This is a genomic window from Paraburkholderia sp. J41 (assembly GCF_905220235.1).
Lineage (GTDB): Bacteria > Pseudomonadota > Gammaproteobacteria > Burkholderiales > Burkholderiaceae > Paraburkholderia.
This window is the reverse complement of record NZ_CAJMZE010000010.1, coordinates 1-13,587: the sequence shown is the minus strand read 5'-3', so window position 1 is coordinate 13,587 and position 13,587 is coordinate 1. Positions and strand designations below refer to the sequence as shown.

12 protein-coding genes are annotated in these 13,587 nt (G+C 68.4%); all 12 read left to right on the top strand.

All coding sequences use genetic code 11. The features are described 5' to 3' along the window. The first annotated feature begins 3 nt into the window (after window positions 1–3). The 12 genes from motB to U5805_RS12450 all read left to right on the top strand — a co-directional run bounded on the left by motB (window position 4) and on the right by U5805_RS12450 (window position 13,365). Complete coding sequence (gene motB / locus U5805_RS12505; RefSeq protein ID WP_322103792.1) at window positions 4–1,092, top strand: flagellar motor protein MotB; 1,089 nt, start codon at window positions 4–6, stop codon at window positions 1,090–1,092. A 13-nt stretch (window positions 1,093–1,105) separates the two neighbouring features. After that, window positions 1,106–1,480 carry a response regulator gene (locus U5805_RS12500; RefSeq protein ID WP_322103791.1) on the top strand — a complete coding sequence of 125 codons (375 nt, stop codon included), beginning with the start codon at window positions 1,106–1,108 and terminating at the stop codon, window positions 1,478–1,480. 55 nt (window positions 1,481–1,535) lie between these two features. Further along, window positions 1,536–3,875, top strand: a complete 2,340-nt coding sequence (gene cheA / locus U5805_RS12495) for a chemotaxis protein CheA (protein WP_322103790.1) — start codon at window positions 1,536–1,538, stop codon at window positions 3,873–3,875. Between the two features lie 57 nt (window positions 3,876–3,932). Beyond that, on the top strand, window positions 3,933–4,469 hold the full coding sequence (gene cheW / locus U5805_RS12490; protein ID WP_322103789.1) for a chemotaxis protein CheW: 537 nt from the start codon (window positions 3,933–3,935) through the stop codon (window positions 4,467–4,469). Window positions 4,470–4,652: 183 nt separating this feature from the next. Then, window positions 4,653–6,533, top strand: coding sequence for a methyl-accepting chemotaxis protein (locus U5805_RS12485; protein ID WP_322103788.1), 1,881 nt, complete (start codon window positions 4,653–4,655; stop codon window positions 6,531–6,533). A gap of 311 nt (window positions 6,534–6,844) precedes the next feature. Further along, window positions 6,845–7,810 (top strand): CheR family methyltransferase, encoded by a 966-nt coding sequence (locus U5805_RS12480; RefSeq protein ID WP_415914584.1) that lies wholly within the window; start codon window positions 6,845–6,847, stop codon window positions 7,808–7,810. Continuing rightward, window positions 7,807–8,643 carry a chemoreceptor glutamine deamidase CheD gene (gene cheD, locus U5805_RS12475; RefSeq protein WP_322103787.1) on the top strand — a complete coding sequence of 279 codons (837 nt, stop codon included), beginning with the start codon at window positions 7,807–7,809 and terminating at the stop codon, window positions 8,641–8,643. The genes U5805_RS12480 and cheD overlap by 4 nt, the downstream gene beginning before the upstream one ends. Next, complete coding sequence (locus U5805_RS12470) at window positions 8,640–9,776, top strand: chemotaxis response regulator protein-glutamate methylesterase (RefSeq protein ID WP_322103786.1); 1,137 nt, start codon at window positions 8,640–8,642, stop codon at window positions 9,774–9,776. Before cheD ends, U5805_RS12470 begins: the two co-directional genes overlap by 4 nt. A 179-nt stretch (window positions 9,777–9,955) precedes the next feature. After that, window positions 9,956–10,351, top strand: coding sequence for a chemotaxis response regulator CheY (gene cheY, locus U5805_RS12465; protein ID WP_230509555.1), 396 nt, complete (start codon window positions 9,956–9,958; stop codon window positions 10,349–10,351). Window position 10,352: 1 nt separating this feature from the next. Continuing rightward, window positions 10,353–11,117 (top strand): protein phosphatase CheZ, encoded by a 765-nt coding sequence (cheZ, locus tag U5805_RS12460; protein ID WP_322103785.1) that lies wholly within the window; start codon window positions 10,353–10,355, stop codon window positions 11,115–11,117. Window positions 11,118–11,426: 309 nt separating this feature from the next. Then, window positions 11,427–12,047: a DUF2844 domain-containing protein gene (locus U5805_RS12455; protein ID WP_415914583.1), complete on the top strand. Its 621-nt coding sequence runs from the start codon at window positions 11,427–11,429 to the stop codon at window positions 12,045–12,047. A gap of 22 nt (window positions 12,048–12,069) precedes the next feature. After that, complete coding sequence (locus U5805_RS12450) at window positions 12,070–13,365, top strand: DUF3443 domain-containing protein (RefSeq protein ID WP_415914589.1); 1,296 nt, start codon at window positions 12,070–12,072, stop codon at window positions 13,363–13,365. The last annotated feature ends 222 nt before the right edge of the window (window positions 13,366–13,587 follow it).

Genomic DNA, 13,587 nt, shown 5'->3' with positions numbered 1-13,587 from the left:
ACGATGAGCAACAACAAGGACCGCGCGATCGTCGTCAAGCGCGCCGCACCGAAGAAGGGCGGCCACCACGGCGGCGCATGGAAGCTCGCCTACGCGGACTTCATGACCGCGATGATGGCGTTCTTCCTGCTGATGTGGCTGCTGTCGTCGGCGTCGACGGCGCAGTTGCGCGGCATTGCCGACTACTTCAACCAGCCGCTCAAGATCACGCTCTGGGGCGGCGACCGCAGCGCGGAAGACTCCAGCATCGTGAGGGGCGGCGGACGCGATATCTCGTCGCAGGATCAAGGCATCACGCGCCGCAGCAACGGCCAGAACGAGCGCTCGGAGCGCCAGACTTCGACGCACGACGACGACGACGCCAACAAGCAGTTGCAAGGCTCGCTCGAACGCAAGGAGCAGGTGCGCCTGCACGATCTTCAGGTGAAGCTGATGGCCGCCATCGAGGCGAACCCCACGCTGCGCCAGTTCAAGCAGCAGATTCGCATCGACTCGACGTTGCAGGGCTTGCGCATCGAGATCGTCGACTCGCAGAAGCGCCCGATGTTCGCGACCGCGCGCGACGTGGTGGAGCCGTACATGCGCGACATTCTCCGTGCGATCGGCAAGACGCTCAACGACGTGCCCAACCGCATCGTGGTGCAGGGCCACACCGACGCCGTGCCGTACGCGGGCGGCGAGAAGGGCTACAGCAACTGGGAGCTTTCCGCCGACCGCGCGAACGCCTCGCGCCGCGAGCTGGTCGCGGGCGGCATGGACGAAGCGAAGGTGTTGCGCGTGCTCGGGCTTGCGTCCACGCAGAATCTGAACAAGGCCGATCCGCTCGACCCGGAGAACCGCCGCATCAGCATCATCGTGCTCAACAAGAAGTCCGAGGACGCGATGATGCACGACGACTCGACCACCACCACGCTTTCCGACGACGCGGCGGGCTCGGGCAAGAACCTGCCCCCGCTCGCGCCCGACCTGATTCCGGGCAAGGCGTCGCCGGCGGCCGTGGAGATCGCGCCGAAGCTGGGCGCGGCGCCCAGCGGCGGGGCGGCGCAGGAGATCGCGCCGTTCGGGCCGAAGCCGGCGGCATCGGCGCAATGACAACGAGGAACGGATGATCAGACACATTCTGGCGATCGACGATTCGGTGTCCATGCGGGAGATCCTGCGTGCGGCGCTCGGCTCGGCAGGCTACGACGTGACGGTGGCGTGCGACGGCGACGAAGGGCTGGAGCATGCGCTCGCCCAGCGCTTCGACCTCGTGCTCACGGACCTGTACATGCCGCGCATGGGCGGACTCGACCTCATCAAGCAGTTGCGGGCGAATCCTTCGTACCTCGAAACGCCCATTCTCGTGCTGACCACGGAGTCGGACGAAGGCTTCAAGGCAGCCGTGCGCGACGCAGGCGCGACCGGCTGGATCGAAAAGCCGGTCGACCCCGAACTGCTCGTCGATCTGGCGAGCGCGCTCGGCGAGGCCAACCCATGAGGCGCGGCGCGTCGTTCCCGAACAGCAAACCGGTATTTATCGCGGTGAAAGAGCAATGACTCTCGACATCACTCAGTTCTATCAGACGTTCTTCGACGAGGCGGACGAGCTGCTCGCGCAGATGGAGCAGCTTCTCCTGAACCTGGACGTCGGCCGTCCCGATCCCGAGGATCTGGCGGCGATCTTCCGCGCGGCCCACTCGATCAAGGGCGGCGCGGCCACGTTCGGCTTCACGGCGCTCACCGAAACCACGCACATTCTCGAATCGCTGCTCGATCGCGCTCGCAACAACGAGCTGGTGCTGCGCAAGGACATGATCGACACGTTCCTCGAAACCAAGGACGTGCTGTCGGATCAGCTTGCGGCGTATCGCGCCAGCGCCGAACCCGACGCGCAAGCGGCGGCCGCCGTGCGCGGCAAGCTCGAGCGCCTGTACGCGGAAAGCCTCGGCATGCCCGCGCCCGAAGCCGCTTCGGCCGCCCCCGCCGCTCCGGTTGCGGCGGCGCCGGTTGCCGAGCCGGCTTTCGCCGCGCCGCCCGCGTCCGCAGGCCCCGACTCCGAGGAAGACCTCGAAGCCGCGTTCGAGGCGTATAGCACGCTCGGCGCCGCGCCCGCGCCCGCACCGGCAACGGGCGGCGCGCCCGAGCACGTCGTGAACGAAGCGATCGAGGCCGCGAGCGGCGGCGCCGAAGCGCCGGCCGCGGCTGGCGGCGCGGCGGCCGAAGGCCCCCATCTGCGCATCACGCTGCGCGCCGTCGATGCCAAGGATCAGGAACTGCTCGTCGAAGAACTGGGCAATCTCGGCCGCATCATCGGTCAGGTCAAGACCGGCGACGACCTGACGATGTGGCTCGAAACCGACGTGCCGTCCGACGACATCATCGCCGTCTGCTGCTTCGTGATCGACGAAAGCCAGATTTCGATCGGCCGCGGCGCCGCCCCGCAAGGCGACGCGCAGCCGGCCGCCGCCGCGCTCGCGCCGGAGCCCGCCGCGCCCATGGCCGCGCCCGCCGCCGCCGTGGCCGTTGCCGCGCCCGTGGCCGCCGCACCCGCGCCGGCCATGCCCGCGCCGCCGCCGCAAGCGGCCGCGCCGGCGAGCGCTGCGAGCCCGGCCGCCGCCGCGCACAACGACCACGAACGCAAGGCGCGTCCGGCCGCCGCCGCCACGTCGGCGGAAGGCAGCTCGATTCGCGTGGGCGTGGAGAAGGTCGACCAGCTCATCAACCTGGTGGGCGAACTCGTCATCACGCAGGCGATGCTCGCGGAAACGTCCAGCACGTTCGATCCGGCGCTGCACGATCGCCTCTTCAACGGCATGGCGCAGCTCGAGCGCAACGCGCGCGATCTCCAGGAAGCGGTGATGTCGATCCGCATGATGCCGATGGATTACGTTTTCAGCCGCTTCCCGCGTCTCGTGCGCGATCTGGCGGCGAAGCTCGGGAAGGAAGTCGAGCTTGTCACCTTCGGTCAGGCGACCGAACTCGACAAGAGCCTCATCGAGCGCATCATCGACCCGCTCACGCACCTCGTGCGCAACTCGCTCGACCACGGCATCGAAACCGTGGAAGCGCGCCGCGCCGCGGGCAAGGACGGCACGGGCCAGCTCGTGCTTTCCGCCGCGCATCACGGCGGCAACATCGTGATCGAGGTGAGCGACGACGGCGCCGGCCTGCGCCGCGACAAGATTCTCGCGAAGGCGATGAAGCAGGGCATGCAGGTCAGCGAGTCGATGAGCGACGACGAAGTGTGGAACCTCATCTTCATGCCGGGCTTCTCGACCGCCGAGCAGGTCACGGACGTGTCCGGCCGCGGCGTGGGCATGGACGTGGTCAAGCGCAACATCCAGGCGATGGGCGGCCACGTGGAGATCACCTCGCACGCGGGCAAGGGCACCACGACGCGCATCGTGCTGCCGCTCACGCTGGCGATTCTCGACGGCATGTCGGTGAAGGTGGGCAGCGAGATCTTCATCCTGCCGCTGAACTTCGTGATGGAGTCGCTGCAACCGCGTCACGAAGACATCTACACGGTCACCAACGGCGACCGCGTGGTGCGCGTGCGCGGCGAATACCTGCCGCTCGTCGCGCTGCATCAGGTGTTCAACGTGGAAGGCGCGCGCACGGACCCGACGCAGGGCATCGTCACGATCATGGAAACCGAGGGGCGCCGCTTCGCCATGCTGATCGACGAACTCGTGGGCCAGCAGCAGGTGGTGGTGAAAAACCTCGAAACGAACTATCGCAAGGTACACGGCATTTCGGCGGCGACCATCCTCGGCGACGGCAGCGTCGCGCTGATCGTGGACGTGGCCGCGCTCAACCGCGAGTCGCGCAACGCGCACGGTGTAGGCGCGAGCGCGAGCGCGAATGCAAGCGCGTTCGCCGAATTCGCGTGACCGGCATGAAAACCGCACGCACTCAACTCAACATTTCCCAACCGTTCAGGGGCTAACGTGGCAGAAGTCCATTCGATTCAAGGCGGCGGCGCGCAGGGCGCGCTTGCCGGCGCGCAACGCCGCGACGCGCAGCAGGCCGACGCAGGCGGTCAGGAATTCCTCGTCTTCACGCTCGGCAAGGAAGAGTACGGCATCGACATTCTCAAGGTGCAGGAAATCCGCGGCTACGACAGCGTGACGCGCATCGCGAACGCGCCCGAATTCATCAAGGGCGTGATCAATCTGCGCGGCATCATCGTGCCGATCGTCGACATGCGCATCAAGTTTCATCTGGGCCGCGTCGAATACGACCACCAGACCGTCGTGATCATTCTCAACGTCGCGCATCGCGTCGTGGGCATGGTGGTGGACGGCGTCTCGGACGTGCTCACGCTCCAGACGGACCAGATCATGCCCGCGCCGGAATTCGGCGCGACGCTCACGACCGAGTACCTCACGGGTCTCGGCACCGTGGACGGCCGCATGCTGATCCTGATGGATATCGAAAAGCTGATGACGAGCCGGGAAATGGCTCTGATCGACGCGTTGGTCTGACGCAGGTCGGTAGATTATCGGGGGGCCGAAAGGCCAGCGCGAGGAAGAGCGGAAAGCCGCCGGTAAAAAGAGCGGCGCAACCGCCTTGGCTTGCCAGAACCCCGGCGCGCGGAGATCGCGAACGCGATCGGCGAAAACCGCGCCGCGCCGCCTCGCTCATTCGCACAGGACAGGAGCACTGAGATGCTGCAAAAGTGGTCGATCCGCACGACGCTGAGCGTCGTCGGGGTCATTCTGGTGGCGCTGACCATGGTGGTCGGCGCGCTCGGGCAAATCGCGCTCGGCAATGCGAGCGATTCGCTCGGCGCCATCGCGCGCGGCGACCTGGTCGCGATGCATACGCTCAACGACGCGTCGTCGTACCTGCTGCGCTCGCGGGTCTCGCTCGAACGCGCAAGCGCGCTCGCGGCCGCGGGCAGCGCCGACGAGGCGAAGAAGGCGCTCGATCGCGCCGACGAACTGCTCGGCAAGTCGAACGACGCGTGGAAGGCTTTCCAGTCCGCGCAAAAGAGCGGCATCGACGCGGCCACGCTCGACGCGCTCGCGGGCAAGCGCGCCACCTTGTTGCAGGACGGCGTGCAGCCCGAATTCGCGGCGCTGCGCGCCAACGATCAAACGGCGTATCACGCGGTCGCCGACACCAGGATCAGCCCGTTGTTCGTCGATTACGACAGCGTGGCCGCGCCCCTCGCGCAGCAGCTTCAGGACGGCGCGCAGGCGCGCGAAGCGAGCGCGCGCTCGCAGATCGCCACCATGCGCGTGCTGATCGGCGCGGCGCTCGTGATCGCACTCATGCTGCTCGTGGCGATCCGCTTCGCGCTGCGCGGCCTGATCGTGCAGCCGCTCGCCGACGCCGTCACGTGCTTCGAGCGCATCGCCCAGGGCGATCTCTCGCAGCCGGTGGAGGTCTACAGCAAGAACGAGATCGGCCGCCTGTTCGCCGGCATCAAGCAGATGCAGGAAAGCCTCGTCACGCTCGTGGCCGCCGTGCATACGGGCGCGGGTTCCATCGACGTGGGCGCGCGCGAGATCGCCATGGGCAACACCGACCTCTCGCAGCGCACCGAGCAGCAGGCCGCTTCGCTGCAAGAGACGGCGTCGAGCATGGAGCAGTTGACGGGCACCGTGCGCCAGAACGCCGAAAACGCGCGCCAGGCGAGCCAGCTTGCCGTGAACGCGTCCGATATCGCGACGCGCGGCGGCGAAGTCGTGGGCCAGGTGGTGCATACGATGCAGGACATCGCGGCGAGTTCGGCGAAGGTCGTCGACATCATCAGCGTGATCGAGGGCATTGCGTTCCAGACCAACATTCTCGCGTTGAACGCCGCCGTGGAAGCGGCGCGCGCGGGCGAGCAGGGGCGCGGCTTCGCGGTGGTCGCGGGCGAGGTGCGCAGCCTCGCGCAGCGCAGCGCGAGCGCGGCGAAGGAGATCAAGGAACTCATCAACAATTCGGCCGACAAGGTGCAAAGCGGCTCGGAACTGGTGGGACGCGCGGGCACGACGATGGAGGAAATCCTTCAGGCCGTGCGCCGCGTGACCGACATCATGGGCGAGATCAGCGCGGCGAGCGAGGAGCAGTCGGGCGGCATCGAGCAGGTCAACCGCGCGGTTACGCAGATGGATACGGTCACGCAGCAGAATGCGGCGCTCGTGGAGCAAGCGGCGGCGGCGGCGGCCTCGCTCGAGGAACAGACGCGCCAGTTGCAGAACGTGCTGGGCCGCTGGCGCACGGGCGGCGTGCTGGGTCGCGGCAAGACGCCGCCTGCCGCGGCGCCGGCGTCGGCGTCGGCGGCGACGAAGGCGGCGGGGTCGGCAAGTTCCGTGGCAACTTCCATGGCAAGTACCGTGGCAAGTTCGGCGTCGATGTCGGCGGCAGGTTCGGCGGCGGGTTCGGCTGCAAAGCGCGGCGCGCCTGTGAAGGCGGCATCGACGGCAGCGGCGGCGGTGGAAACGGCGGCCGCGAAGGCGGCGCCGAAGCCTGCCGCGAAGCTCGCGCCGGCGCGCGCGGAGCCGAGCATCGGCACCGTTTCGGCTTCGGACGATTCGGACTGGGAAACGTTCTGACGCGGCCGTGACGTTGCCGCGAGCGCGCGAACCGGCGCGGAAATAAGCGCGGAAATAAGCGCACGCGCGGCACGGGCGGCATCGGCGTGTTCAAACCCACGGCAGCAAGGCAGCACCCCGCAATATCGCGCGGCACCCCGAAACACCAGGCAAAGACGAGCAACGCAAGGCAACGAGAGCAAGGCAATGCACATGAGCGCTACCCAACGGCAAGATCGTTCGCGCGCCGCCCGCCGGGCGACGGCGGCGAGGCAGGACGCCCGTGCGCCGCACGCATTGCGAGCGGGCGGGCGCGGCGAAGGAGCGTCGGCATGAAAGCGCTGCGAACCCCGCGTCACGACGCCGATCCGGCGCGCGGCGCGGCGCCCGGCATGGGCGAAACGAACCGCGACTTCGAGTTCACCTCGGCGGACTTCGAGCGCATTCGCGCGCTGATCCATCGCCGCGCGGGCATCTCGCTGTCCGACCACAAGCGCGACATGGCGTACAGCCGCCTCGCGCGGCGCCTGCGCGCGCTCGGCCTCGACAGCTTTCGCGCCTATCTCGACGAGCTGGAAAAGCGCAACGACCCGAACGAGTGGGAAGCGTTCACGAACGCGCTCACGACCAACCTCACGGCGTTCTTTCGCGAGGCGCATCACTTTCCGATCCTCGCGGATTTCGTGAAGCGCCGCTCGCAGGTTTCGGTGTGGTGCTCGGCGGCCTCGACGGGCGAGGAGCCGTATTCGATCGCGATGACGCTCGTCGAAGCGCTCGGCGAGCGCGCGGCACGCGAGGCGCGCGTGCTCGCCACCGACCTCGACACGCAGGTGCTCGCCAAGGCCGAAGCGGGCGTGTACTCGTTCGATCAGGTCAAGCACCTCACGCCCGAGCGCCTGAAGCGCTTCTTCCTGAAGGGCACCGGCGCGCACGCGGGGCTCGTGAAGGTGCGCCCCGAGCTGCGCGCGATGATCAAGTTCGAGCAGCTCAATCTCACCGACGCGGACTACGGATTGCGCACGACCTTCGACGCCATCTTCTGCCGCAACGTGATGATCTACTTCGACAAGCCCACGCAGGCGCAGGTGCTCGCGCGTTTCGAGCCGCTCATGAAGCCGGACGGCCTGCTGTTCGCGGGCCATTCGGAAAACTTCACGTACGTGACGCAGGCGTTCCGTCTGCGCGGGCAAACCGTCTACGAACTCGCGCGCGGCCGCCCGGCAACGCCCGCGCCCGCGTCGTCGGCGGATGCCGGCGCCGTGCGCCGCGCGAGCGACGCGATCGGAGCGCCGGCATGAGCGCCCGTTTGCCGATCGCGACCAATCGCTATTTCGACGCGCACTTCCAGCGTCCCGGCGTGAAGCTCCTGCCCAACGAGTTCTACACGACCAACGAGGACATGGTGCTCGTGACCGTGCTGGGCTCGTGCGTGGCCGCGTGCATTCAGGACCGCACGGCCGGCATCGGCGGCATGAATCACTTCATGCTGCCCGACGACGGCGCGGATTCGCACGCGCTGCATGCCGCCTCGGACTCGATGCGCTACGGCGCCTATGCGATGGAAGTGCTCATCAACGAACTCATCAAGGCGGGCGGCCGCCGCGAGCGCTTCGAAGCCAAGGTGTTCGGCGGCGCGGCCGTGCTGGCGGGCATGACGACGATGAACATCGGCGACCGCAACGCCGCGTTCGTGCGCCGCTATCTCGCGACCGAGAACATCCGCATCGTCGCCGAGGACCTGCAAGGCTCGCATCCGCGCAAGGTCGCGTTCCTGCCGCGCACGGGCCAGGTGATGGTGAAGAAGCTGCGTCTTTCGCAGGACACCAGCGTGGCCGAGCGCGAGCAGCGGCTCGCCGAGCAAAGCGCCGAAGCGCGCGCCGAGCGGCTTGCACGGGCGCGCGCGCGCGTCGAGCTGTTCAACGCCGGCAACGCCGGTAACGCCGGCAACGCTCGGGGCGCCGCGCCGGCGGGCGTCGCGTCGACGCCGGCCGCCGCATCGAACAAGAATTCACAATCGCAGCCGCAGGCCGCGCGCCCCCGTATCGAACTGTTCGGCACGAAGGCGTCCGCGCTGCGCGCATCTGGTCAAGTATCGGCTCAAGACGGCGCCAGAACAGTAGAGGAGGCGTGAACGCCGTGCAAAAAATCAAGGTTCTCTGCGTCGACGATTCGGCGCTGATTCGCAGTCTGATGACGGAAATCATCAACAGCCAGCCCGACATGACCGTGGTCGCCACGGCGCCGGACCCGCTCGTCGCGCGCGAACTCATCAAGCAGCACAACCCCGACGTGCTCACGCTCGACGTGGAAATGCCGCGCATGGACGGCCTCGACTTCCTGGAAAAGCTGATGCGCCTACGGCCGATGCCGGTCGTGATGGTGTCGTCGCTGACCGAGCGCGGCAACGAAATCACGCTGCGCGCGCTGGAGCTGGGCGCCGTCGACTTCGTCACCAAGCCGAAGGTCGGCATTCGCGACGGCATGCTCGAATATTCGGAAAAGCTCGCCGACAAGGTGCGCGCCGCCGCGCGCGCCCGCGTGCGCGCGCACCATGCGGCCCCGGCCGCGCACGCCGGCGCGGGCGCGGGAACGCACGCGCAAACCGGCCACGCGCACGGCGCGGCAACGGCTTCGGCGCCCGCGCCGATGGTGAACAATCCGCTGCTGTCGACCGAAAAGCTCATCATCGTGGGCGCGTCCACCGGCGGCACCGAAGCGATTCGCGAAGTGCTCCAGCCGCTGCCGCCCGACGCCCCGGCGGTGCTGATCGCGCAGCACATGCCGCCCGGTTTCACGAAATCGTTCGCGCAGCGCCTGAACGGGCTGTGCCGCATCACCGTGAAGGAGGCGGAGCACGGCGAGCGCGTGCTGCCCGGCCACGCCTATATCGCGCCGGGCCACGCGCACCTGCTGCTCGCGAGGAGCGGCGCCAACTACATCGCGCATCTGTCCGACGACCCGCCGGTAAACCGGCATCGTCCGTCGGTCGACGTGCTGTTCCGCTCGGCGGCCACGCACGCGGGCAAGAACGCCATCGGCGTGATTCTGACGGGCATGGGCCGCGACGGCGCGGCGGGCCTGCTGGAAATGCGCCGCGCGGGCGCGTACACGCTCGCGCAGGACGAGGCGAGCTGCATCGTGTTCGGCATGCCGCGCGAGGCGATCGCGCTGGGCGCGGCGGACGAAGTGGCCGCGCTGGGCGACATGAGCCGCCGCGTGATGACGCGACTCGCCTCGATGGGCGACCGCGTGCAGCGGGTCTAGGCGGCGGCGACCGCGGAACGTGAGTGCGCGCTCATCGGCGAAGCTGCTTGAGCGACCAATATCGAGAGATTGTGCTGGCGGCCAAAGCAGGCACGATCGCTCGCGATTAATTTATCTGGATAGGCGCCGCGCTTGTCTGGATAATTGCCCGGGTTTGAGCCTGGAGGAATGGAACCGAGATGGATAAGGGAATGAAGATTCTGGTGGTTGACGACTTTCCGACGATGCGCCGGATCGTCCGCAACCTGCTCAAGGAGCTGGGCTACGCGAACGTCGACGAAGCCGAGGACGGCGCGGCGGGTCTCGCGCGCCTGCGCGGCGGCAGCTACGACTTCGTGATCTCCGACTGGAACATGCCGAATCTCGACGGCCTCGCGATGCTCAAGGAAATTCGCGCCGACGCGAATCTCACGCATCTGCCGGTGCTGATGGTCACGGCCGAGTCGAAGAAGGAGAACATCATCGCGGCGGCGCAGGCCGGCGCGAGCGGCTACGTCGTCAAGCCGTTCACGGCGGCGACGCTCGACGAGAAGCTCAACAAGATTCTCGAGAAGATGGCGAAAGCGGGGAGCTGACGTGAACGAGCCCATCAGTGCGCAAGACGGCGCGCAAGACAGCGCGCCGCAAGGCGAGGTCGCCGCGCCGCTCGGCGACGCGCCGGCGGCGGCGGGCGAAACGGGCGAGCTTGCGACGGATCGCATCCTCGCGCGCATCGGCCAGCTCACGCGCAACCTGCGCGACTCGATGCGCGAACTCGGCCTCGACAAGCACGTCGAACGCGCCGCCGAGGCGGTGCCCGACGCGCGCGACCGCCTGCGCTACGTCGCGAACATGACCGAGCAGGCCGCCGAGCGCGTGCTTTCGGCGATCGAACTCGCCAAGCCGCTCCAGGAAACGCTGGAGCGCGACGCGAAAGACCTGTCGAGCCGCTGGGCGACGTGGTACGACGCGCCGATCGGCCGCGAGGAAGTGCGTCAACTGATGGACGACACGCGCGCATTCCTCGGCAACGTGCCGCAGGCGACCACGGCCACCAATCAGCATCTGCTCGAAATCATGCTCGCGCAGGATTTCCAGGACCTGACGGGCCAGGTGATCAAGAAGATCATGGACGTGGTCTACCTGATCGAGCAGCAATTGCTGACGGTGCTGGTGGAGAACATCGCTCCCGAGCGGCGCGAGCAGTTCGCGGCGACGGCGGCGGCGCTCGCCGAGGAAACCAGCGGCACCGGCAGCCCCGAGCATCTGCTCAACGGGCCGCAGATCGATCCCGAAGGCAAGGCCGACGTCATGCAGGACCAGGCGCAGGTCGACGATCTGCTCGCCAGCCTCGGGTTCTGAGGGCGCGCGGCGCTCCATGCGGGCGTCGCGTGGAGTGTCGAGCGTGCGTCGAATGTGCGCCGAATGTGCGCCGAATGTGCGTTTTAGCGGGTGCCGCGCGCTGGCCATCCGGCCAACTGCCCGATGTCGCCGAGGGCGGGCATACTACTGCACATTCGCTCGTTGCACTGCCGTGGCGCGCGCCGCCGCAGTGCAACGATGCCCGCCGCGCCGTTGCCCGTCTCGCTGCCTCGTTCCGCCGCACGCTTTTTGCGCGGGGGTCCCGCAAGCGCGTGGCGCAACGCGCCGTCGATAAAAGGAGGGGCCGCCTTGCATCCGTTTACCTCGTATCCGTTCATCCCGTATTCCGCCACGGCCGCGCGAGTGTTCGCGTGCCGTGCCGCGCTGGCCTGCGCGCTGGGCGCGGCGGCGTTTCCCGCGTTCGCGGGGCTGGGCGGCACGCCCATGGCGACGCCCGCCGGTGCGAGCGTCAGCCGGCTGAGCCCGGCTTCGGCGGCCGCTTCCGTGGCCGCGCAGATCGGCGGCGGCAGCGCTTCGGCGGCGGCGGTCGCGCGCCAGGCCGTGCAGATCGCGGCGGCTTCGGCGGCCTCGGCAAGCGCGCCCGCGGTCGCGAACGCGTATTCCGTGCAGCAAACCACGCTTGCGAACGGCACCGTCGTGCGCGAATACCTTTCGGCGGCGGGCGCCGTGTTCGGCGTGGCCTGGAACGGGCCGCAGCCGCCCGATCTTTCCGCGCTGCTCGGCAGCTATTTCCCGCAGTACGTGGCCGGCGTCAAGGCGAACCGCGCGGCGGGGCGCGTGCGCGGCTCCGGCGCGGTCGAACAGCCGGGGCTCGTCGTGCATTCGGGCGGCCACATGGGCGCTTTCTCGGGGCAGGCATGGCTGCCGCAGGCGTTGCCGGCCGGCGTGAGCGCCGCCGATATCCAATGACGAGCGGAGGCCGAGCGTGCTGATTTCCCCATCTTCGAACGGCGCCGCGTGGCGCTCCCTGCGGTCGGCCGCGATCGCGCTGGTCGTCTCGGCCGTCTCCCTCGTGGCCGCGTGCGGCGGCGGAGGCAGCGGCAACGACGCCGCGGCGAACAACGGCGGCGGATCGCCTTCGTCGCCGTCTGCTTCTTCGGGGCCGAGCCAGCAGCCCATCGCCGCGACCGCCGCGAACACGGTGCCCGTGACCGTGAACGCCGGGCTGACCGGCCAGTTGCCCAACATTCCCACCGTGAGCGTGACCTTGTGCGTGGCGGGCACGAGCAATTGCACGACCGTGAACAACGTGCAGGTGGACACGGCTTCGTTCGGCCTGCGGCTGCTCGCCTCGGCGCTGCCCGCGTCGTTCGCGAACGCGCTGCCCGCCACGGCGGCTGCGGGCGGCGGCACCCTTGCGGAATGCACCGCGTTTGCCGACGGCTATACGTGGGGCTCGGTGCGCACCGCCGACGTGAAGCTCGGCGGCGAAACCGCGTCGAACATTCCGATCCAGCTAATCGGCGACCTTGCCGCTTCGTCCACGCCGCAGGCGTGCGCGAACATCGGCGCGGCGCAGGACACGGTGCAGGATCTGGGCGCGAACGGCATTCTCGGCGTGGGCGTGGCGCCCACCGATTGCGGCGTGTCGTGTACCACGGCGAGCGGCAGCAACTACTTCGCCTGCCCGAACGGCACGAACTGCGCCATTACGCCCGCCGCCATCGCGCAGCAGGTGGCCAACCCCGTGCCGCATTTCGCGACCGACAACAACGGCGTGATCCTGCAAATGGCGCCCGTCTCGAACAGCGGCGCGCCGTCGGCCACGGGCACGCTGGTGTTCGGCATCGGCACGCAGTCGAACAACGCGATGACGGGCGCGCAAACGCTCGCCACCGATCAATGGGGCAACGTCACCGCCACCTTCAACAACACGGCGCTCAAGGCGGCGTTTCTCGATTCGGGCTCGAACGGCCTCTTTTTCGTCGATAGCGCGTTGCCGCAGTGCGGCGGCAATCTCGGCTCGTTCTACTGCCCGTCGCAGACGCAAAGCCTGAGCGCCACGCTCACCGCGCGCGGCGGCGCGACCGCCACGGCCAGCTTTAACGTCGCGAACGCGCAGTCGCTGCTCGGCAACGGCAACAACTACGCGGCCAACAACCTTGCGGGCGAGTTCGGCTCGGCCACGAGCCTCGACCTCGGGTTGCCGTTCTTCTACGGCCGTTACGTCTACTACGGCATCGACCAGACGGCGAGCGGCGGCAAGGCGCCGTTCGTGGCGTTCTAGCGGCGTGGCGTTCCAGCGGTGCGGCGTTTCAGCGGTGCGGCATTTCAGCAGCGTGGCGTTCCAGCGATACAGCGTTCTAGCGGTGTGGCGTTCTGGCGGCTGGGCGTTCCAGCGGTGCCGCGTTCTGGCGGTGGGGCGTTCTAGCGGTAGGGCGTTCTAGCGGTAGGGCGTTCTAGCGGCGCGGCGTTCTAGCTGCGTGGCGTTTCAGCGGTGCGGCGTTTC